The sequence below is a fragment of the Pseudoxanthomonas sp. YR558 genome (assembly GCF_900116385.1).
GTDB lineage: Bacteria > Pseudomonadota > Gammaproteobacteria > Xanthomonadales > Xanthomonadaceae > Pseudoxanthomonas_A.
In genome coordinates this window covers 1,806,372-1,827,770 of sequence record NZ_FPCI01000001.1, presented here as the reverse complement: position 1 = coordinate 1,827,770, position 21,399 = coordinate 1,806,372, and the positions used below count along the sequence as shown (strand labels likewise).

General features: G+C 62.9%; 19 protein-coding genes, 1 tRNA gene and 1 pseudogene. 11 read left to right on the top strand and 10 right to left on the bottom strand.

The window, feature by feature from the left end:
- Positions 1–2 precede the first annotated feature (2 nt).
- Positions 3–161, bottom strand: a complete 159-nt coding sequence (locus tag BM365_RS17990; protein ID WP_158253531.1) for a hypothetical protein — start codon at positions 159–161, stop codon at positions 3–5.
- A gap of 322 nt (positions 162–483) precedes the next feature.
- On the opposite strand from BM365_RS17990, the gene BM365_RS08630 reads away from it, so the two are divergent.
- Both BM365_RS08630 and BM365_RS08625 read left to right on the top strand, forming a co-directional pair.
- Positions 484–1,284: a transglutaminase family protein gene (locus BM365_RS08630; RefSeq protein ID WP_093488324.1), complete on the top strand. Its 801-nt coding sequence runs from the start codon at positions 484–486 to the stop codon at positions 1,282–1,284.
- Between the two features lie 189 nt (positions 1,285–1,473).
- Positions 1,474–2,589 carry an alpha/beta hydrolase family protein gene (locus tag BM365_RS08625; protein WP_093488322.1) on the top strand — a complete coding sequence of 372 codons (1,116 nt, stop codon included), beginning with the start codon at positions 1,474–1,476 and terminating at the stop codon, positions 2,587–2,589.
- 145 nt (positions 2,590–2,734) lie between these two features.
- Here the strand turns inward: BM365_RS08625 and BM365_RS08620 are convergent, their stop codons facing one another.
- From BM365_RS08620 to BM365_RS08600, 5 genes and pseudogenes are all read right to left on the bottom strand, one after another.
- Positions 2,735–3,205 (bottom strand): YybH family protein, encoded by a 471-nt coding sequence (locus BM365_RS08620; protein ID WP_158253532.1) that lies wholly within the window; start codon positions 3,203–3,205, stop codon positions 2,735–2,737.
- Positions 3,206–3,435: 230 nt separating this feature from the next.
- The gene (locus BM365_RS08615; protein WP_093488318.1) at positions 3,436–5,622 is read right to left on the bottom strand and encodes a xanthine dehydrogenase family protein molybdopterin-binding subunit; all 2,187 of its coding nucleotides are present in this window, start codon (positions 5,620–5,622) and stop codon (positions 3,436–3,438) included.
- 11 nt (positions 5,623–5,633) lie between these two features.
- Positions 5,634–6,626: an FAD binding domain-containing protein gene (locus BM365_RS08610; RefSeq protein WP_093488316.1), complete on the bottom strand. Its 993-nt coding sequence runs from the start codon at positions 6,624–6,626 to the stop codon at positions 5,634–5,636.
- An 82-nt stretch (positions 6,627–6,708) separates the two neighbouring features.
- A pseudogene (locus tag BM365_RS18145) lies at positions 6,709–7,431 on the bottom strand (2Fe-2S iron-sulfur cluster-binding protein); the annotation flags it as partial.
- A gap of 343 nt (positions 7,432–7,774) precedes the next feature.
- Complete coding sequence (locus BM365_RS08600) at positions 7,775–8,662, bottom strand: LysR family transcriptional regulator (RefSeq protein WP_093488312.1); 888 nt, start codon at positions 8,660–8,662, stop codon at positions 7,775–7,777.
- 139 nt (positions 8,663–8,801) lie between these two features.
- Between BM365_RS08600 and BM365_RS08595 the strand changes: the two genes are divergently transcribed.
- The 6 genes from BM365_RS08595 (at position 8,802) to BM365_RS08570 (ending at position 14,029) form a co-directional block, all read left to right on the top strand.
- A complete protein-coding gene (locus BM365_RS08595) occupies positions 8,802–9,851 on the top strand; it encodes an NAD(P)-dependent alcohol dehydrogenase (RefSeq protein ID WP_093488310.1) in 1,050 nt (349 codons plus the stop codon).
- A gap of 13 nt (positions 9,852–9,864) precedes the next feature.
- Positions 9,865–10,893, top strand: coding sequence for an alpha/beta hydrolase (locus BM365_RS08590; RefSeq protein WP_093488308.1), 1,029 nt, complete (start codon positions 9,865–9,867; stop codon positions 10,891–10,893).
- A gap of 57 nt (positions 10,894–10,950) precedes the next feature.
- Positions 10,951–11,442: a (R)-mandelonitrile lyase gene (locus BM365_RS08585; protein WP_093488306.1), complete on the top strand. Its 492-nt coding sequence runs from the start codon at positions 10,951–10,953 to the stop codon at positions 11,440–11,442.
- A complete protein-coding gene (locus tag BM365_RS08580) occupies positions 11,420–12,208 on the top strand; it encodes a carboxymuconolactone decarboxylase family protein (protein WP_093488304.1) in 789 nt (262 codons plus the stop codon). The genes BM365_RS08585 and BM365_RS08580 overlap by 23 nt, the downstream gene beginning before the upstream one ends.
- Before the next feature lie 93 nt (positions 12,209–12,301).
- Complete coding sequence (locus tag BM365_RS08575; protein ID WP_233210912.1) at positions 12,302–13,480, top strand: MFS transporter; 1,179 nt, start codon at positions 12,302–12,304, stop codon at positions 13,478–13,480.
- Between the two features lie 27 nt (positions 13,481–13,507).
- Positions 13,508–14,029, top strand: coding sequence for a cyclophilin-like fold protein (locus BM365_RS08570; protein ID WP_233210913.1), 522 nt, complete (start codon positions 13,508–13,510; stop codon positions 14,027–14,029).
- 70 nt (positions 14,030–14,099) lie between these two features.
- On the opposite strand, the gene BM365_RS08565 is transcribed toward BM365_RS08570, so the two are convergent.
- The 3 genes from BM365_RS08565 to BM365_RS08555 all read right to left on the bottom strand — a co-directional run bounded on the left by BM365_RS08565 (position 14,100) and on the right by BM365_RS08555 (position 15,463).
- Positions 14,100–14,747 (bottom strand): antitoxin PaaA2 family protein, encoded by a 648-nt coding sequence (locus BM365_RS08565; protein ID WP_093488300.1) that lies wholly within the window; start codon positions 14,745–14,747, stop codon positions 14,100–14,102.
- Positions 14,748–15,299, bottom strand: coding sequence for a 3'-5' exonuclease family protein (locus BM365_RS08560; RefSeq protein WP_093488298.1), 552 nt, complete (start codon positions 15,297–15,299; stop codon positions 14,748–14,750). It lies immediately after the preceding gene.
- A gap of 71 nt (positions 15,300–15,370) precedes the next feature.
- Positions 15,371–15,463: transfer RNA gene (locus BM365_RS08555), tRNA-Ile, on the bottom strand.
- 626 nt (positions 15,464–16,089) lie between these two features.
- Between BM365_RS08555 and BM365_RS08550 the strand changes: the two genes are divergently transcribed.
- The 3 genes from BM365_RS08550 to BM365_RS08540 are packed head-to-tail and all read left to right on the top strand — an operon-like array spanning position 16,090 to position 18,856.
- On the top strand, positions 16,090–17,100 hold the full coding sequence (locus tag BM365_RS08550; protein WP_093488296.1) for a glucokinase: 1,011 nt from the start codon (positions 16,090–16,092) through the stop codon (positions 17,098–17,100).
- On the top strand, positions 17,097–18,110 hold the full coding sequence (locus BM365_RS08545) for a glycosylasparaginase (protein ID WP_093488294.1): 1,014 nt from the start codon (positions 17,097–17,099) through the stop codon (positions 18,108–18,110). The genes BM365_RS08550 and BM365_RS08545 overlap by 4 nt, the downstream gene beginning before the upstream one ends.
- Positions 18,107–18,856: a copper homeostasis protein CutC gene (locus tag BM365_RS08540; RefSeq protein ID WP_093488292.1), complete on the top strand. Its 750-nt coding sequence runs from the start codon at positions 18,107–18,109 to the stop codon at positions 18,854–18,856. Before BM365_RS08545 ends, BM365_RS08540 begins: the two co-directional genes overlap by 4 nt.
- A gap of 15 nt (positions 18,857–18,871) precedes the next feature.
- On the opposite strand, the gene BM365_RS08535 is transcribed toward BM365_RS08540, so the two are convergent.
- On the bottom strand, positions 18,872–21,220 hold the full coding sequence (locus BM365_RS08535; protein WP_093488290.1) for a GH92 family glycosyl hydrolase: 2,349 nt from the start codon (positions 21,218–21,220) through the stop codon (positions 18,872–18,874).
- Positions 21,221–21,399 lie beyond the last annotated feature (179 nt).

Genomic DNA, 21,399 nt, shown 5'->3' with positions numbered 1-21,399 from the left:
GCCTAGACGGGGATCGGTGTCAGCGTAAACAGGTAGCCGCGCGCATCCAGCATCGCGCGCAGGCGCTCCTCGGCGGCAACGGGATTGAAGGTGCGCCGCGCCCATAGGCCGTAGCATGGTCGGCGACCATCCGCGCCGCTCTGCTGAACGCGGCGGCTCACGTATATATCCATGGACTCGCAAGCGGTCGCCCAGAGTAAGCGCAGATCGTCCGGCCCCGGCTGAGGCCGGGTGTATTGCCCAGGAGTGGAGAGCTGCCGTTTGAGTGCTTCTCTTAAGTGGACCAGAGGCGGACAATGCTCAGCGGGGCGAGTCGCACAAATTCTTATTTTTTGATTGTTGGCGCCCATGACGGGTACCAAGCGCCTCTTTGGCGCATAACGCCAGAGCTGCGAAGGATATGAGACTATCCTTGCTACGCCGTCGGCGAAATATCGAAGGACGACGTCCTCGCGGCGAACTTATTCTCCCATTTGGTCGAACATGCGCCTGCAAGCGGGATGCGAGCTGATCGTCGAATCCATTGAGGACTGCGCGGTGGTCGCGATGCTGCGCCCGCGCAGCGGCGAAGCACAGTGGCTGATCAGCGAAACCTATTCCTTCGAGCCGCACGTCCGGCCGACGGAGTTCGTCGACGTGTTTGGCAACCTCTGCCAGCGTTTCGTTGTGCGGCGTGGGCGCATGAAGATCCGCGCCGAGCTCGAGGTCGAGGCCGAGCGCGACATCGCCATCGCGCCGTGGGTCCCGCCGGCATCGGCCGCGTTCTTGCCCGATCACGCACTGCAGTACCTGCTACCGAGTCGCTACTGTCCGAGCGACCGTGCGTTCGACCAGGCGCAGGCCATCGTGGATACTGCCGATTCCCGCACCGGCCAGGTCGGCGCCATCGTGCAATGGATCCGCACGCATATCGCGTACCGGTACGGCGTGAGCGACGCAAGCACGGACGCCCTCGGTACAATGGAAGCAGGTGCGGGCGTCTGCCGCGACTACGCCCATGTAGGGATCATGCTGTGCAGGAGCCTGCGCATTCCCGCACGTATGGTGGTGGGCTATCTGTACGGGCTGGAACCCATGGACCTGCATGCTTGGTTCGAGGCCTACTTGGACGGCCGCTGGTACACGTTCGACCCGACGCAAGTCGCGCCCCGTGGCGGCCGGATCGTTGTTGCTTACGGTCGCGATGCGGCCGATGTGGCTTTCCTGACCAACTACGGTTGGCTGCAGACGGTGGACATGCAGGTATGGGTAGGTGAGCGGACCAGCGACCTGCCGCGGCCGTAAGCGGACTTGCATGCCTGGCTGGCAGCTATCGGCCAGTAGTGTCCGTCCTGCAGGCGCTGAGGCCGGCGCGCATCAGAACGATGGCCGGTCCCCCTCAGGCGCGAAGCGCGATCCCTAGCCCAGGGACGGCGCCATGCCCCATGGCACAGCCTCTGATAACGTGGGTCATCTACCTGACCAGGAAGAGTCATGTCGAACCCGGGAAAATCGCTCTGTCTCGCGATGGCCTGCGCGTTGGCGTTCCAGGCTTCCGCTGCGGAGCCTGCCACGCACCGCACTAAGGCTCCGGTCGAGCAGGCGGGCTCGCTGGGCAAAGCGCCCTATCTAATCAACATTCCCGAGCGTTGGAACGGTGAACTCGTCATCCTTGCCCGCGGCTTCGAGCCGTTGGGAATGCCGCGCACCCTACCGATGCCACCCAATGAGGCAACATCCATCTTCCTGTCGCGGGGCTATGCCGTCGCGCAGAGCGGATATTCCTCGCAGGGATGGGCCGTGCGGGACGCGATCGTCGACATCGAAAGACTGCGACAAAGGTTCGTTCGACAGTACGGGGCTGCCCGCCGCACCTATCTCGTGGGCTTCTCCATGGGAGGCGGCATCGCCGCGGCCAGTCTGGAGCAGCATGCCGGCGCCTACCAAGGCGCTCTGTCTCTGTGCGGAGCCAACGTGCCCGGCATGCGCCTAGCACAGGAACTACTGACCACCCTGGTGGCCTTTGACTACTTCTTTCCCGACGTAGTGGGCGCGGTGGGCGGACTGTCAATGCCACAGGCCGCATCCAACCAGGGAGAGGCCATGTCGGCCATCGCCGACGCGCTCGCCGGCAAACCCGAGGTCACCAATCAACTTGCCCGGGCGCTGCAGGTGCCTGTCGACGCATTGCCCGGCGTCGTAAGCCTTCACTACGTCGTGTTCCAGGACATCGCGCAGCGCGCCGGCGGCATGCCTGTCGACAACCGGGTGACCGTCTACCGCGGCTTCGACGACGATAAGGCCTTCAATGCCGACGTGCGTCGTTACGCCGGAGACGCGAAAGCGATGCAATACGTTGCCTCTGCTCCTGCATTGACGGGCCAGCCCTCCCGGCCCTTGGTACTCCAGTACAACAACGCCGACCCCACGATCACCCCGCACTTCCAGTCCATCTTCGCGGATCTATCCAGCGCGGCAGCAACGACAAGACCAGTCACGCTGCCCGCTGTCGGTGATGGGCATTGCGGATTCTCGTCCACGCAGATTGGCGAGGCGTTCCAGGTCCTGGTTGACTGGGTTGAAAGCGGGCAGCGCCCTGGCACCGAGTGAACGGGCCATCCCCAGCGTAGCGCCGCCCAATCGAGTGCGGCGCTCTGTTTGTGGAAATGACTGATGTCCGCTTCTGGCCGGAAGCGGACCTGCGACACCGTCCGCCATGCCAGAATGTATTGGAAGATCGCACGCCACTTAGATGCTATTGGATTAGTGACTCGTGGGCGACGACGATGCGCCAGCCCTCAGGGAGCTTCCGCCAGATGGAGGTTGCCACCACAAGGACGGCCCCTTTCTTGCCATCGGGCAACGTGCTGGCAACCTCCATAGATTGCAGTGTGCTTACGACATCTGGGGTAATCACTGTGATCTCAGGTTCGGAACGCAGACGGTAGACTGCATCCGAGTTCCCGCCGTCCCACCATTCGAACTGCTGATCGCGCACAGTCTGCCAACCGTGCATCGTCTGGTCGTCGAACGTTACGACGAGTTCGTTGTTACGAGCATACATGGCCATGAAGCGGTCCGTGTCGTGCGCATTGGCAGCCGCAAGCATCTCATCTAAGAGCGGTGTCAGCTGAGCCCGGATTGAAGGTGCCGCTTCTTCTGCGTTCGTTCTGCCGAGCACTAGAAATGAAACAATGAATAGTAGAACGTGCAACGTGATCTTCATTGACGTATCTCCGCAGATTGCCTGAACGCTGAGACCCTTCTCCGCATCGATAAGCGGCGCGTTAACGAGCCCAGCCTCCCTTCGTTGCATCGTAGGCAAACGCGCCTCGACGAACAAGCTCGTCGAGGCAGCTTTCGACCCGAAGCGGACATGATGTGCTGGCCCACTTCGATGCAGCGGGCTGACCGGCCCCTGCGCCTTAGCTCGGCTACAAACGAGTTGCGGGCTGGCTAGACCAGTTTGTCAGGCGTGATGGGCAAATCACGAATGCGTTTGCCCGTGGCGTGGTACACCGCATTGGCAATAGCAGCCGGAATGCCGACCATTCCCAGCTCTCCCATGCCTTTGACGCCAAGCGGGTTGACGATGGTGTCGTCTTCCTCGACGAAGATCGTCTCGATGGCGTGGATGTCGGCATTCACCGGCACGTGGTAGTGCTGCAGACTCGCGTTCATGATGCGGCCATAGCGGTGGTCGATCTCGGTGGCTTCTTCCAGTGCCATGCCGATACCCCAGACGACGCCGCCGATCTCCTGACTATGCGAAGCCAAGGGGTTGAGGATCTTGCCGCACGCGGTGATCTCGATGACTCGGCTGACGCGGACCGTCCCCAGTTCGGGATCGACCTTGACCTCGACGAACTGGGCGCCGTGGGCGAGCGATGCGTACTTCTCACGCTCGGGTGAAGGCTTGGAGTCGTAGACCTCGGTCAGCTCCTGCGTTCCAGCCCGTTGCATGATCGCGGCAATGTCGACCGAACGTGCCGCGTCGCTCTTCAGGCGCAAGCGGTTCTCGAACATTTCCACCTCATCGATCGAAGCGCCTTGCAGCGGCGAGCCGGCGTCCTGGTTGGCCAGGCTCAGCAGCTTCCCGGCGATCGTCAATGCAGCTCCGCGTACGGCGGAGCCGACACTGGACGTGGTCCATGAGCCGCCTTGCGCAGGCGCGCGCGGTTGGTCGGTATCACCCAACTCGAACTTCACCTTGTCTAGTGCCAAGCCCAGGAATTCGGCGGCAATCATAGTCATGACCGTATAGGTGCCCGGCCCGATATCGCTGGTCGCGCTGGCGACGCTGGCAGTGCCGTCGGCCCGGTAAGTCACTCGCGCACTGGCCGGCATCTGCATGGCGCCCCACACGCTGGACGCCATACCCCAACCCACCAGCAGGTCGCCATCGCGCATAGAGCGTGGCTCGGGATTGCGCTTGCCCCAGCCGAATTTTTCAGCGCCTAGCCGGTAGCACTCGCGCAACGCCTTGCTGGAGAAGGGCTTGCCACTCTCCGGATCGACCTCGGCGTAATTGATCAGACGCAGTTCGAGGGGATCGATCTTCAGCGCGTAGGCCAGCTCATCCATCGCGCTTTCCAGGGCGAACATGCCGCTCACCGCACCGGGAGCTCGCATCCACGTGGGCGTGGCCAGGTCGGTGGCGGCGATCTTCAGAGGCGCATGCAGGTTGGGACAGGCATAGACCTGCTTGAGAAAGCCTGTGGTGTTGTCTGAGAAGGACTCGAAGGATGAGGTGTTGTGGAAGGCCTCATGGATGATGGCCTGTAGCTTGCCGTCAGGAGCTGCACCCAGCGCAACTTTCTGGATCGTCTCGGGGCGGTACCCGTGTCCAGTGAACATCTGCGCGCGCGTGAAGACCACTTTGACCGGCCGCTTGAGCTCGCGCGCGGCCATCGCGGTCAGCGATGGGTAGTAGTTGGGCTTGAGCGAGGCGCCGAAGGCACCGCCCACGAAGGGAGACACCACGCGGATGTTGGCGGGAGGTACCCCGAGGCCTTGCGACAGATGCTGCTGTACACCGTAGACGTTCTGGGTCTTGTCGAAGATCGTCAGTTGATCGCCTTCCCAGAATGCGATGGCGGCATGCGGCTCCATCGGATTGTGGTGCTCGATCGGAATGCGGTACTCGGACTGGACCTTGACCGCAGCAGTCTGCATGGCGGCCTGCGGATTGCCCCGCGGCGGCGCTTCCTGTGGGGCCGGCTTGGCCCGATCCAGCAGGGTGGTGACGTTTGTCTCATGCGGCTGCGCTTGATAGCTCACCTGTACCAGCCGCGCGGCATGACGCGCTTGCTCGTAGGTCTCCGCCACGACGAGGGCGATCGGTTGGCCGTTGAAGAAGACCTGGTCCGATTGCAGAGGCCACGCCCACCCGGGCGAAGCATCGGCCGCAGGCGCCTCGCCCAGTTTGCCGGCATTGAGATGGGTAAACACCTTGATCACGCCGGCAGAGGCTTCGGCCGCACTGGTGTCGATCTGGGTGATCCGCCCCTTTGCGATGGTGCTCAGGACGATGAAGCCGTACGTCAGGTGGGGGATCTGGAACTCGGCGGCGTATTTGGCCTTGCCGGTGACCTTGGCAACCCCGTCTACGCGTGTTGTTTCCTTGCCCAGGTAGCGAGCCATGAGGGTTCTCCTTAAGCCAGGTGCGCCGCACGCGTCAGGGCGCGCACGATGGAGCGTTGAGCCAGTTCGATCTTGTAGGCGTTGTGGGCCAGAGGCCGTGCCTGCTGCAGCGCCGCCTGGGCGGCCTGCTGGAACACAGCCTCACCCAGACGCTGGCCCTTCAATGCCGCCTCGGCGTCGGCGCTGCGCCATGGCTTATGCGCCACGCTACCCAATACCACGCGTGCATCCTTGATGGCGCCGTTCTCCACCCGGAGCGCAGCAGCCACGGCCACCAGGGCGAACGCGTAGGAGCTGCGGTCGCGGACCTTCAGGTAATAGGAATGGCGGGCAAACTCGGCCGAAGCCACCGGCAACTGGATGGCGAGGATAAGATCGCCATGTCCCAGCACTGTGTCCCTGTGCGGCTCTTCGCCTGGCAGGCGATGAAACTCGGCAATGGGAATCAAGCGTTCTTTACCGTCAGCACCACGGACACGCACGCTCGCATCCAAGGCGTAGAGCGCATTGGCCATGTCGCCGGGATAGGTCGCCACGCATCCCTCGCTCCAGCCTAGGATCGCGTGGATCTTGTTCAGGCCCTCGCGCGCGCCACAGCCACTGCCCGGCTCGCGCTTGTTGCACGGCATGGCGGTGTCGTAGAAGTAGTTGCAGCGCGTGCGCTGGAGCAGGTTGCCGCCGTTGGTGGCCATGTTGCGAAGTTGGCCGGAGGCCCCGGCGACGATGGCTTGCGTCAGCAGTGGGTAGTTCTCCCGGATCAGCGGATGGTTGGCCGTCTGCGTATTGGTGGCCAAGGCGCCCAGCGACAGGCCCGCTCGGGAACGCTCGATCCTGTGCAGCGGCAGGTGGGAGATGTCCACCAAGCGGGTGGGCCGCTCCACGTCCTCCTTCATCAGGTCGACCAGATTGGTGCCGCCAGCCAGAAATTTCGCCCCGGGTACATCGATGACAGCGTCCACCCCGGCGCCCGCGTTCTCGGCACGGACGTATTCAAACGGTCTCATGGCCCGTCTCCTTGCGTACCGCAGCCAGCTGGGTTTCGGTCGCGAACTGCCAGGTCTGGGCGCTCTGACGTCCCGAATGCGCCTCCTGGACGGCCGCCACAATGCCGGGATAGGCACCGCACCGGCAGATGTTGCCGCTCATCCGCTCGCGGATCTCATCATTGCTCAATGACGTCGTGCCAGCACCCAGGTCAGCGGTGACATGGCTGACGTGGCCGCGGCGGGCTTCGCTCAACACGCCGACAGCCGAGCAGATCTGGCCAGGAGTGCAATAGCCGCACTGGAAGGCATCATGCTTGATGAAAGCGGCCTGCAAGGGGTGCAGCTGATCACCCTCAGCCAGCCCCTCGATCGTGGTGACCTTGCGACCTTCCAGCGTGGCAGCCAGCGTCAGGCAGGCCAGGGCGCGCTCGCCGTCGATGAGAACGGTGCATGCACCACACTGGCCCTGGTCACAGCCCTTCTTCGTGCCGGTCATGCCCAGCCGCTCACGCAGGGCGTCGAGCAGCACCACGCGCGAGTCCAGTTCAAGCGATTGCGATTTTCCGTTGATGGTCAGATTCACCTTGACCACGTTCTGCGCCTTGATCGGTGCCATCGCCGCACCCTCGGCCAAGGGCATGTGCGCTAGCGCCGATTCCTGGGCAAGGAGGTTGGCAGCGAACAGCCCGATGCCACCGACCGCGGAGGTAACCATGAAGTCGCGTCGCGACTGGCCTATTCCGTCCAGCGTTGGCATCTCTTCGAGGAGGGCTGCCTCGTCTTCATTCAACTCGACGGGCTCGTTCGGGGGCGTGTGCGGCATGACAGGGTCCTCTCTGGAACGCGTTTAGCGTTGGCGATGTGGCTGGCCCAGGATGGATCGGTCGCAAGGGGAGCAGGGACCGATCCGGAACTTATCTAACTTACGGTTAAAAATGCATATCCGCACGAAACTAGCCCTTATAAGCCGGGCTAATCAATCGACCTTGCGATGGAGGGTGTGGGATCTGCGACGAAGCGCCTCCCTCGGATGAAGCTGGTGCGTTGGACGACGGATGTACTGCGCGGCCCATTCACAGGAGGGACTTGGCTGATGCCGCTGTCGAAGTCGGCCAGCCCACTTACGCATGCACAAGCGCTTTCGGCGTCAGTGCTCGCGTGTCGCGTCAGAGACGAAGGGCATCAACGACAAGCGTGAAGGCAGGCGACGGCTGCCGACGGCTGGGGTAGTACAGGTGGTATCCGGGGAAAGGAGGGCACCAGTCTTCGAGGACACGCACCAACCTGCCATCATCCAGATAAGGCGCGAACTCTCCCTCGGGAAGGAAGGCGATACCCAACCCCATCACGGCAGCCTCCACGATATGCGGCGAGGTATTGAAGATGCCCTGACCACTTGCCCTGAAGTTGAGCTCCCGTCCCTTCTTCTCGAATTCCCAGACGTAAACACCGCCACGCGTGGACTGACGGATGTTGATGCAGTTGTGGTTCACCAGATCCTGCGGCTTCTTGGGCAACGGGCGAGTGGCGAAGTAAGTGGGCGCCGCAACGGCGGCCATCCTCAGCGGTGGGGTGATCGGCACGGCGATCATGTCCTGATCGATGGCCTCGCCAAGACGAACACCTGCATCGAACCTGTCGGCCACGATGTCGCGAAAGCCATAGCAGACATCGAATTCGATATTGATGTCCGGATACTCCCGCATCAGCGGAACCAGCTTGGGCAGGAGCACCGACTTGAGCACCTGATCGCCGGAGGTGATCCGCACCGAGCCGGCGGGCTTGTCCCGCAGCGCCGTGATGGCGTCCAGTTCGGCTTCGATTTCATCGAAACGATGGCCGATGGCCTTGAGCAGGCGCTCGCCCGCGGCCGTGGGAGACACGCTGCGTGTAGTGCGCGTCAGAAGCCGGATCTCCAGCCTGGCTTCCAGCGCCTTGATCGCCTGGCTCAGCGCCGACTGGGTGACCCCCAGGATCGCAGCGGCACGCGTGAAGCTGCCTTCCCGGGCCACGGTCACGAAGGCGACAAGATCGTTGAGGTTGCGCTTGGCCATGGGACTAGTCTGCCACCGCCATTGATTAGGTGCGCTTATAGGGTAAATCAGTATTTATTATCTAATCAAAGCGACGCGCGCCCGGCAGACTGACCGCCGATACCCGTGCCACCAGGCACGCCCTCTGTCCGGAGCCGACATGACCGTCAACGCCTATGGCGCCCACGCGGGCGACAAGCCGCTGGAACCCATCGAGATCACCCGCCGTTCCCCTGGGTCTCACGATGTCCAGATCGACATCGCCTACTGCGGCATCTGCCATTCCGACCTGCACCAGGTCCGCGCTGAATGGGCCGGCACCCTGTTCCCCTGCGTGCCGGGCCACGAGATCGTGGGCCGGGTGTCCGCCGTCGGTGCACACGTCTCGGGATTCGCCGTCGGCGACCTGGTCGGCGTGGGCTGCTTGGTGGACAGCTGCCAGCACTGCGAGGACTGCGAGCACGGACTGGAGAACTACTGCGACAACACGGTGCTGACCTACAACTCGCCTTCCACCGATGCGCCTGGTCACACGTTGGGTGGCTACTCCGAGCAGATCGTGGTGCACGAGCGATATGTGCTGCACGTGCGTCATCCGGAGAAACAGTTGGCCGCAGTCGCCCCGCTGCTCTGTGCAGGCATCACGACTTACTCGCCTCTGCGTCATTGGAACGCCGGACCAGGCAAGAAAGTGGGAATCGTCGGCATTGGTGGCTTGGGCCACATGGGCGTGAAGCTGGCCCATGCAATGGGTGCCCATGTCGTGGCCTTCACCACCTCCGATTCCAAACGCCAGGCCGCCCTGGATCTCGGCGCCGACGAGGTGGTGGTGTCCCGTAATGCTGAGGAAATGGCCAGGCACGCCAATAGCTTCGACCTGATCGTCAACACGGTGGCCGCACCGCACGATCTGGATGCGTTCCTGTTGCTGCTCAAGCGCGATGGGACGATGACCCTTGTCGGCGCGCCTGCCAGCCCGCACCCGTCGCCCGGCGTCTTCAATCTGATCCTGAAGCGGCGATCAATTGCGGGGTCGGCCATCGGTGGGATTCCGGAAACCCAGCAGATGCTCGATTTCTGTGCCGAGCACGGAATCGTCGCAGATATCGAGCTCATCCGAGCCGATGAAATCAACGATGCCTATGGGCGGATGCTCAAGGGCGATGTCAAGTACCGCTTCGTCATCGACAACGCCACGTTGTCCGCGTAACTGAGGAACAAACATGAGGAAGACATTGCTGTCACTGGCCATGCTGGCCAGCTCATTCACTGCGTCGGGGCAAGACATGTCAAACGGTGCGAACAACTTCTACACGAGTGACCGGCTGGTCGCGGAAAAGGTCGCCTTCAACAATCAATACCGGATGAAGGTCGCCGGTAACCTGTTCCTGCCCAAGGACCGGAAGCCGGGCATCCGGTATCCGGCCATCATCGTGGGTCACCCGATGGGTGCGGTGAAGGAGCAAAGCGCCAACCTGTACGCGCAGAAGTTGGCCGAGCAGGGTTTCATTACCTTGGCAATCGACTTGCCGTTCTGGGGCGAGAGCGAGGGTCAGCCACGCAACGCGGTAGCGCCAGACCTCTATGCGGAAGCTTTCAGCGCAGCCGTGGACTATCTGGGCACCCAGACGTTCGTGGACCGCGAACGGATTGGCGTGCTAGGCATTTGCGGTAGTGGCAGCTTCGTCATCAGTGCAGCCAAGATCGATCCGCGGATGAAGGCCATTGCCACCGTGAGCATGTACGACATGGGTGCCGCCAACCGCAATGCGCTCAACCATTCACTGACGCTCGATCAGCGCAAGCAGATCATCGCCGCGGCGGCGCAACAACGCTATGCCGAGTTCGAGGGCGGGGAAGTTGCGGTAGCGGGCGGCACGGACCTGGAGCTGACCGAGGATACCCATCCCATCCAGCGCGAGTTCTACGATTTCTATCGCACCTCGCGTGGCGAGTTCACCCCTGCTGGCGCCTCCGACCAGAGAACCACCAAGCCGACGGTCACCAGCAATATCAAGTTCATGAATTTCTACCCGTTCAACGACATCGAGACCATCTCGCCACGGCCCATGTTGTTCATCACCGGCGATCAGGCCCACTCGAAGGAATTCAGCGAAGAAGCCTATCGCCTGGCAGGTCAACCCAAGGAGCTCTACTGGGTGAAAGGTGCAGGGCACGTGGATCTCTACGACAGAACCGACGTGATCCCGTTCGAGAAGCTGACCTCCTTTTTCAAGCAGAACCTCCGCTAACGCGCGTCCATTGCGAACGCGGTTCGGTCGCTGACATCACTTCCGAGGAACCTTTGAATGAATACTTCTGCGCTTGGAGCCGGGTTGCTGGCAGCGATGCTGCCCATCGGCTCGGTCGACGCAGTCGAGCCCATGGGGTCGACTGATGCCCAGGAGATCAAGCGTGTGGGAAGCCAGCCCTCGCAGGTTGGTCCGGCCGACTATTTCACCGGCCACGTACGGATTGACCCCCTCTGGCAGGCGGACGATCACCTGAATGCCTCGGGTGCCATGGTGACGTTCGAGCCTGGCGCGCGTTCCGCATGGCATACCCATCCCGCAGGCCAGCGCTTGATGATCGTCTCTGGCGGGGGGCTCACCCAGCAATGGGGTAAAGCTGTGCAGGAGTTGCATCCAGGTGACGTGGTCGTGTGTCCACCCGGGGTAAAGCATTGGCACGGTGCGGCGCCTGCCACGGCCATGAGCCACCTGGCCGTTACAGGCACGGTGGAGGGCAAGAACGTGGAGTGGATGGAGAAGGTCAGCGATGCCCAGTACAACGCGCGTTGAAGCGGTATGTCGCCTGGCGAGTGCAGGCTTCCTTGCGGGCGTGCTCTTCTGCACGACAGCGGTCTGCCACGCGGCACCCGACAAACGGAATGACCCGGAAATGCGCGGTGATCAGACCCCATCCGACACGCTCTCGGATCGGCAGCGCGCCATCGTCCCCATTGCGGCGTTCGCTGCATCGGGAGAGATGGCCGGGCTGGGCGCTGCCCTCGAGCGGGGCCTGGACGCGGGACTGACGGTGAGCGATGTCAAAGAGGTCCTGGTGCAGGTTTACGCCTACGCCGGCTTTCCCAGAAGCCTCAACGCACTGGACGAGTTCATGACCGTCCTGGACGCGCGCAGGCAGCGCGGCATCGAGGATGCGCCCGGACGCGGACCCGGCAAGGTGATTCCGCAAGGGGATGCACTCCTAGCGGCGGGTGCCGCAAACCAGACCAGACTGTTGGCGAAGCCTGCAGAGGGCCCGCTGTTCGACTTCGCACCGGTCATCGACGAATACCTCAAGACACACCTGTTCGGCGACATCTTCGAGCGCGACAACCTCGACTGGCAGAGCCGGGAGATCGCCACGGTCAGCATGCTGTCCATGCTGCCGGGCGCGGAATCCCAGCTGCAATCGCACATGCGCATCAGCATGAATGTGGGTATCACCGCCGACCAACTGCGGCAGCTTGCTGAAGTGCTGGCCAATCACGTGGGCAGTGAATCCGCATACCGTGCCCGGCAAGCACTGTCCAATGCAACCCGGGCAACTGGTGCTCACTGACATGCAAACCACAGCATTCAACTTTTATCAGTATGCCAAACGACCGGGGTCAAGGGCATGACGGGCGCTGCAACCACCGTGCCGGCTGAGGGCATGGAAGATCTGACGCAGACACGACCCGCGAGGTGGGGTGGTGTGTTCGCCATGACGCTGTGCGTGTTCGCATTGATTGCGTCGGAGTTCATGCCCGTCAGCCTGCTCACGCCGATCGCCGCCGATCTGGCAGTCAGCAAGGGGGCCGCGGGCTACGGCATCGCCATCTCCGGCGCGTTCGCGGTGCTGACCAGCCTGTCGATCTCCATTGTGGCCCGCAATATCAACCGCAAGTCCTTGCTGCTCGCGCTGACTGGCCTGATGGCGGTGTCAGGTGCCGTCGTGGCTTGGGCGCCCAATTACGCCACCTACATGGTGGGCCGTGCACTGCTGGGCGTAGTGATCGGCGGATTCTGGTCGATGTCCGCCGCCACGGCCATGCGCCTGGTGCCGCCCTCGCAGGTGCCACGCGCCTTGGCCATCTTCAATGGCGGTAACGCGCTGGCGACTGTGATCGCGGCGCCCCTGGGAAGCTATCTGGGCTCGATCATCGGCTGGCGCGGCACGTTTTCCTGTCTCGTGCCCGTGGCGTTGGTGGCGCTGGTCTGGCAGTGGATCAGCCTGCCCACCATGCCCGCCGCGAACGTGGTCGCGTCGGTCAACGTGTTCCGGTTGCTTCAGCGCCGATCGGTCGCGCTGGGTATGGCGGCCTGTGGTGCGTTCTTCATGGGGCAATTCGCGTTGTTCACCTACGTCCGGCCGTTCCTCGAAACGGTCACGCACGCGACGGTATCGACACTTTCACTCGTGCTTCTGGTGATTGGCGTTGCGGGCTTCATTGGCACCGCGGTCATCGGTACCTTCCTGAAACACGGCGTTTATCGGACGCTGGTTACCATCCCGGTGTTGATGGGCACGATCGCGCTGGCGCTCATCCCGCTGGGTGCATGGGTGACCGGCGTCGCGATCCTGCTGGGTCTTTGGGGGCTAATGGCCACCGCCGCGCCCGTCGGCTGGTGGAGCTGGATTGCGCAGGAGTTGCCCAAGGACGCAGAAGCAGGGGGTGGACTGATGGTAGCGGTGGTCCAACTGGCCATCGCCCTGGGCTCAACCGCAGGTGGATTGCTGTTCGACCATGCCGGCTACCAGGCGACTTTCGTGGTGAGCGCCGCCGTGCTCCTGTTTGCCGCCTTTCTGACACGGACGGCCGCACGATCGCACGTGCATCCATCGACTTAAACAGTCCATCCCTCGAGGAGTCGTGCCATGAGTTCCAACACTGCTGGTTTCACCGATAATCGTCCGTCGAAAGACGGATGGTTGCGAGGGCTGAGCGTGCTGCTCAGCCTGACGGTCATGGGAGGATGCAAGGCCAGTCAATTCGAGGCGCCCGTTATCGTTACCCAGGATACAAGTCGTACATCTTCTCTCCCAGAGGAAGCCCGCATGTGGATGACCGTCGGAGAACGTCGTTTCGCAATAACCTTCGCCGATACCGCGGCCGCGCGCGCGTTCGTGGCCAGACTTCCCTTGACGCTCGATATGGCAGAGCTCAACGGCAATGAGAAGCACGCCGATATGCCGCAAGCGCTGCCAACCCATGCAGAGCGTCCAGGCACGATACAAAACGGCGATCTAATGCTTTACGGCTCCAGTACGGTTGTCATCTTCTACAAGACATTCCGTTCGTCGTACTCGTATACACGGCTCGGACGTGTTGACGATCCCAATGGCCTCAGCGAGGCACTCGGACCGCGCAACAGCAGAGTGACGTTCACCGAGAACTAGCCAGTTTGAAGCAGACGATCGGCCGAGTGCGCTTAGGTCCGCTTCTGGCCGTTAGCAGACATCGAACCGGCTAGTTATCGTCTTTCCCCGCTCTCATGCCTTCGAGGCGCTTCATGAGCGTCGCCATGGCGATCTCGTGAGGGATGGACGGCCGGGGATCAGCTCTCGCCGCCCTAATCTTTGTCAGTAACCATTCGTCATAGTGGGGATCGTATGAGGTAGCGCTGCCGACAACGCCATCAAAGCCGTAGTACTCCACGATCCAAGCCGATCGAAGTGCCATAGCGTCTACGAGAGCATGGTGCCGAAGCGCTCTCTGATCGGGGTTGAGCTCAAAATAGCGCTCAACCCTCGGCATCAGGTTCCCTTCGCGAGCAAGCCTCGTACGGAATGGCGGTCCGGGTTGTGTCCGGTCAACTCCGTTCCATACCCGGCTGAGCATCGAGAAGTCCAGCAGCGCGTCTGCGAAGATCTCGCAATCACCTAGGGGCTCCAAGAAGCTCCGCAGCGCGTGCGTCATGGCGCTGTCCTTCATCGCCGCTTCCCCGCGGTCGAGGAGCGGGTAAACACTCTCGCGTACGAAGCTGGAGGGCATGCCAGGTAGCGGATCTCGCTCCGCGTAGAAGACATGCTCGCCGTCCTCACTGATTAGGGCCAAGCTGACGAGCTCACGCAGCGCGTCGTTGGCCCATTCGGTGTCGAGGAAGAGTCGGATCATCTAAGACTGGGCCTTATGGCGGAGCATGGTCGTCGCCCAAGGCGGCGTAGAAACACGCCCCGTAACGACCAGCCAGGCCATGCGCAGGGCCTCTGCATCAATGAGTGCATGATGGCGCCGAGCCGCAGCACCGGGGTGACCTGCGAAGTAGTCCTCAATCAACATGCCCATGGCACCTTCCTTGAGCATTCTCGTCATCACGGGTTTAGGGATCGGTCCACATGCTGCAGCCTGATCGTCTGGGAGATCGAAGCCCGCTACCACGTACTGCAGAAGTGCCAGGTCGTTGGGGTAGTCAGCCACCACAATGGGGTCGACAACGGCTGCCAGGAAGGCTCGTAGCCCCGTTGTCATCGCTTGGTCGGGCATGCACCACTGACCCCGCTCCAGCAGGGGATAGACCACCGACCGCACAAAGTCGGTTGCCATATCCGGCAGGGGATCACGCTCGGCGTAGAACCTATGGATTCCGTCCTCGCTGACGAGCGCCAAGCTCACTAGCTCGGAACCGGTCGGGTCCGCCCATTCGGTGTCTAGGAAGAGGTAGGTCATGACGTTAGCTTGGCTCGTACTTCTTGGCCAATCCTGTTCTCCCCGAACCGCGGGCACAGGAATAACAGACTTGGTGCCCCTGGCCGGACTCGAACCGGCATAAGCCGCTTATCTGGCGCTGACGGGTTATAAAACCGCTGCTCTAACCATTGAGCTACAGGGGCTGATCAGTCGACTGATCAGCCAGGTATTCGGAGCGGGCGGCAGATGATGTCCACGGGAGCGAATCTAGCAAGTCTGGACGGCAAAGCAAGAGGTCAGCCGAATGTCGCTCCCAAATTTGGGGCATTACGGGTAACAGGACGAATTGCAAACTAAAGAGGGTCCCCGTCCTTGTGAACCTCTTGGCCTCAGACGTGAATGGCTGCCACTGACCGGGCCGCATGTCAGCGCAGAAAGCACCAAAAGTGGATCATCCGGTCGCGCTCCAGTGGCGCGCGACAGATCGATCCGGGGGTGGCGTATCGCGCCTCATGCCTCTCGACACGCTTAGTGACGTTATTTCTTCGTAGTCTCTGGACCGAACGTCGCTCGTGGAGGCGAAATCTGTCTTTATTTCAGAGTATGCGGTGTCACTATTCCGGCGTAATACCAGAATTGATCCGGGAATCATTGAAGAATCCCGAAAAAAAGCTATGTGATCAACCATAGTTTTCGCGATATCTACACTTGCCGAACAGAGAAGCCTTCCCCGGCGAGATCTCCGGTGTTGGCACTAGCCGCCGATTTGGATCGATTAAATGAGATGATCTAGGCGTGCCTTCAAACGCTGCCTTCAAGGGGGTCATCGGTGGATGCTGTGCGAAGCGACCTCAGGGCCTGCCTTGTCGCCGACGTCGGAGGGACGAATGCGAGGCTGGGATGGACCGAGGATGGCCACGCGATACGGGATGTGGTGGTCTATCGCTGTGGGGAACATGCCAGCCTTGCGCATATCCTGGATGCTTATCTGAGTCGGGTAGCGGGCGATGCGGCTAGACGGGCCGACTGGGATGCCGTCGTCGCCATCGCTGGCTACCTGCACGGCGACCGTTTGGTGAATGCCAATCTGCCGTGGGAAGTCTCTGTTGCGCGAACTGCCAATGCCGCGCGGCTTGCGTCGCTGGTACTGATCAATGATTTCGGTGCAGTCGCGCATGCCCTTCCGGGTATCCAGCGACGCGCGCTTGTTCCGCTGTTACCGGGACAGAGGGACGATGGCATGCGGGCACCGGCGCTGGTGCTCGGACCGGGCACCGGTCTCGGTGCCGCGATGTGCCTCGATCGCCAAGGTTCTGAGGTGCTCCTGACCGAGTCCGGCCACGCCTCCCTGGCAGCGAACACACCGCTGGAGCTGGAGGTGCTGCGCCACCTCGCTGCACGGTGGCGCCACGTGGACAACGAGCGCGTGCTGTCGGGCACCGGGATGATGAACCTGTACGACATCCTGACCTGCATGCGCGGTGAGACGCCTCGTCATCAGCGGTCGGAACACATCGTCGACGCGGCACTGGCCGGTGACGAGGTAGCCCGGGAGACGCTGGATGTTTTTGGCGGTTGGCTCGGCAGTCTTGTCGCAGACCTGGCGCTGACGCTGGGCGCGCGTGAGGTCTACCTGGCAGGCGGAGTAACGACGCACATCGCCTCGTTCCTGCATGGTGGGCCCTTCCAACAGCGCTACGCCGATAGGTTCACGACGCATCGGTTGCCGCCGCCCATCTGGCGCATCGATCATGGGCAACTGGGGCTGGCGGGTGCGGCCATGTACTGGCGGACGCATCCCGATACTCGCCCCGGGCATCTTCCCGAGGAGTACGCATGAAAGGCAGGAGAAGGTTCCTGGGCCAAATGGCTCTTTCGACGGCGACGATGGCGATGTCACGCGGCGGCGTCGTCGGGTCTCCGGATCGCCGCGCGCCCGAGGGCGGTCGTGTGGTGTCCACATGGGACTTCGGCGTAGGTGCCAATCAGGCGGCGTGGGCGCGTTTGTCGGCAGGTGGCAGTGCGCTGGATGCGGTCGAACAGGGCGCACGTTGGGCCGAGGCCGACCTGTGCAACCCGACGGTCGGCCGTTGCGGGAATCCCGACAGGGACGGCGTGTTGACGCTGGATGCCAGCATCATGGACGGCGATGGCCGCTGCGGTGCGGTCGCGGCGCTGGAGGACATCGCGCATCCCATTAGCGTCGCCCGGCGGGTGATGGAAGACACGCCGCACGTGATGCTGGTCGGCGAGGGCGCGCAACAGTTCGCTGTAGCACAGGGGTTCGACAGGCAGCGCTTGCTGACGTCGGATGCCGAGCAGGCATGGCGGGCATGGCGTGAGCGCGCCAACTATGCGCCGCAGATCAATGCCGAGCGCACCTTGAGACCGGGCAACAAGGAAAACCACGATACGTTGGGCATGCTGGCCATCGACCGGAATGGCCGTCTCGCCGGGGCGTGTACGACCAGCGGCATGGCGTGGAAGATGCATGGGCGCGTGGGCGACAGCCCCATCATCGGCGCGGGCCTGTACGTAGACAACGAGGTGGGTGCCGCGACGGCCTCGGGCGTGGGCGAGGAGATGATCCGTAACGCGGCGAGCTTCCTGGTGGTCGAGTTGATGCGGCAGGGGCGCACGCCGATGGAGGCTTGCCGCGAAGCCATCGAGCGGCTGGTGCGCAAGCGACCAGAGGCCAGCAAATCGCTGCAGGTCTGTTTCCTGGCGATCGATCGGCATGGCGAAGTGGGTGCTTTCGCGCTGCACGCGGGCTTCGTGTATGCGGTCTGCGACGCCGGCAGGCAGGACGCACTGCAGGATTCGGAGTCGATCTATGGCGAGGGCGCGTGAGCACCACGGCGCGTAGCGTGCTCGAGATCGCAGCGGGCTCGCTCTCGTCCGCGCTGGCGGCGCAGCGGGCCGGCGCGGACCGCGTGGAGCTGTGCGAAGGGCTGGAATCAGGGGGCACGACACCTTCCTACGGCACGCTGGCCGCAGCGCGCGAGCAACTGGGCATTCCGTTGTTTGTGCTCGTACGTCCGCGAGCCGGCGATTTCCTCTACACGTCGCAGGATGCGGACGTGATGCTTCGCGACATCGAATGCTGCGTCCGGTTGGGATGCGACGGCATCGTGGTGGGCGCGTTGGATGCCGATGGAGACGTCGACCCATCGCTGTGCCGCCAGTTCATATCTGCGGCAGGGCCGTTGTCGGTGACATTCCACCGGGCATTCGATGTCGTGCGCGATCCTGCGACGGCCTTGGAGCAGGTGATCGAGTTGGGGTTCACGCGGGTACTGACGTCAGGCGGGACCAGTACGGCCGTGGAGGGTGCCGACGCCATCGCAGCGCGCGTGCGTCAAGCCGCAGAACGGATCGTGGTGATGCCGGGTGCGGGCATTACGGCCGACAATGTCGTCGCACTTGCCCGCGCTACCGGTGCTCGTGAGTTCCATGCCTCCGCCAAGACGTCCCGTTCGTCAGCGATGCGGTTCCAGGTCCCCGCTCTCCAAGGGCTCGCGTCCGACTGGTCTGAGACCGACTCCGAGCGTGTCCGTGCGCTGCGCATCGCACTGGATACAGGCGCTCTGGCGTAGCGAGCCCACGCTGCCTCATCGCGACATCGAGTACGGCAATTCCAGTTGACCGACGCGTGTCCGCTGGGGGGCCGCTTGCATGGTGAAGCGCAGTTCGCCGCCGGCAAGGATCTCCGCGTGCTCCAGATACGTGCGATCCAGCGGCTTGCCATCGAGCGTGATACCGCCCACGTAAGGATGCGCATCGTCCAGTCCGTCGGCGACGACCGTGAAACGCTTGCCGTTGGGCAGGTGCAGGGTGGCGCGGGGCAGGAACGGACGGCCCAGCACGTACTGGTTGCTGCCCGGCGTGACCGGATAGAAACCCAGCGAAGTGAACACGTACCACGCCGACATCTGGCCCAGGTCGTCATTGCCCGCCAGGCCGTCCGGTCGTGGTGCGTATTGGGTGTCCATGATCTGCTTCAGCCGCGCCTGCGTGCGCCAGGGCTGGCCTGCGTAGGCGTACAGGTAGGCGACGTGGTGACTGGGCTCGTTGCCGTGCGCGTACCACCCGATCAGGCCGGTGATGTCTTCCATGTGTTCGAACACCGCGGGATCGACTTTGGCATCGAACACCGCGTCGATGCGTTCCAGCAGCTTGTCGCTGCCGCCGTGCGCTTTCGCCATGCCGGCGATGTCCTGCGGCACGTACCAGGAATACTGCCAAGCGTTGCCTTCCGTGTAGTCGGTGCCGTAGCCGCTGGCGGCCGGGTCGAACGGCTCACGAAATGCCCCATCCCGCTTGCGTGCGCGCATGAAGCCCGTGGCAGGATCGAAGGCATTCTTCCAGTTGTCCGCGCGACGGTTGAACGCATCCGCGACATCGCGCTTGCCCATCGCCTGCGCCATCTGTGCGATGGTCCAGTCGTCGTAGGCGTACTCCAGCGTCTTGCTCGCCGCCTCGCCTTCCTCATCGATCGGCACGTAACCCAGTTCGCGATACGCGGCGATGCCGTCGTACGGGCCGTGGTTGGCGCTGGCCACCATCGCCTGCAGGGCTTCGTCGGCGTCGTAGCCGCGGATGCCCTTCATGTATGCATCGGCAATGACGGGCACCGCGTGATACCCGATCATGCACCAGGTCTCCAGGCCATGGAACGACCACACGGGCAGTACGCCGTAAGGGCTTTCGCGGCGCGAGGCGAGCAGGGAATTGACGAAATCGTTGGTGCGCTGTTCCGGCTGTACCAACGTGGTCAGCGGGTGCAGCGCGCGATAGGTATCCCATAGGGAGAAGGTGGAGTAGTTCGTCCATCCCTTCGTCTGGTGTACGGCATTGTCCGGCCCGCGATAGCGCCCGTCGCTGTCCATGAAAAGCGTAGGGCCAAGTAGGGTGTGGTAGAGCGCGGTGTAGAAGCTCGTGCGTTGGGCGGGCGTGCCGCGCGCCTCGATGGCGCCGAGCGCATCGCGCCATTGCTGCTTGGCAGCGGAGCGCATGCCGTCGAAGTCCCAACCCGGCGATTCGGCATCGAGGTTCGCGATGGCGCCCTCTTCGCTGACGGGCGAGATGGCCACTTTCACCAGCAGGGGCTGGCCGACGGGTGGGGCGACGTCGAAGGCGGCCACGAGCTGGCGCCCTTCGATCTGCGCGCGTTGCCGAGGATCCTTTTCCCCCGGCGGCGGGAAACCCTTGTAGGGGATGTCCTGCTCGGTGTTGTGCAGCTGGTAGCCGGTGATCGGCTGGGAGAAGCGCACGGCGAAGTAGAGCTGCCTACCGGGTGCCCAGCCGCGTGTTTCGCGGAAGCCGGTCACGGTACCGTCCGGCCGCACGCGCACCCGCGACCAGGACACCTTCCCGGGGTAGTCGTACATGCTGGTGCGCAGATCCAGTACCACGTGCGCGGGTCGGCCTTTCGGAAAGGTATAGCGATGCATGCCCACGCGCAGGCTGGCGGTGAGTTCGGCACGCACCTGGTGATCGTCGAGGGTGACGGCGTAGTAGCCGGGCTGCGCGGTTTCCGTGGCATGACGGAAGCGCGACGTGTATCCGCTGCGGGGCGTGTCGGGATCGCCGCGATCCAGCTTCAGTTCGCCGGTCGTTGGCATCAGCAGCAAGTCGCCCAGATCGGAGTGGCCGGTGCCGGAGAAGTGCGTATGCGAGAAGCCAACGATCGTCGTGTCGTCGTAGCGATAGCCTGCCGCCCACCCGTAGCCATCCTTTCTGGGCTGGATGCGGGTGTCCGGCGAAAGCTGCACCATGCCGTACGGCACCGTGGCGCCGGGGTAGGTGTGGCCCTCGCCCCCGGTGCCGATGAAAGGATCAACCGCCTGATAGGCCGCCTCACCGACGTCCACCGGCGCTGCAAGCACATCGTCCGATGCGAGGGCGGATGCCCCCGCGAGCCCCATCCACACGGCCGCCATCGCGCCCAGCTGCTTCATTGCCGCACCCTTTTGGATCGGTTGAATTCGCCGGAAAGCTAGCACAGGGGCGCCCGGTGATCATTGCGCGGGCGACGGAACGTGCGTTTGATCATCCTTCCGGTGCGTCGCTGCTGGCTGCTGCGGAGCAACATGCAACATCCTGGAGGGCATGATAAATCTATCGCAAATTGGATCGA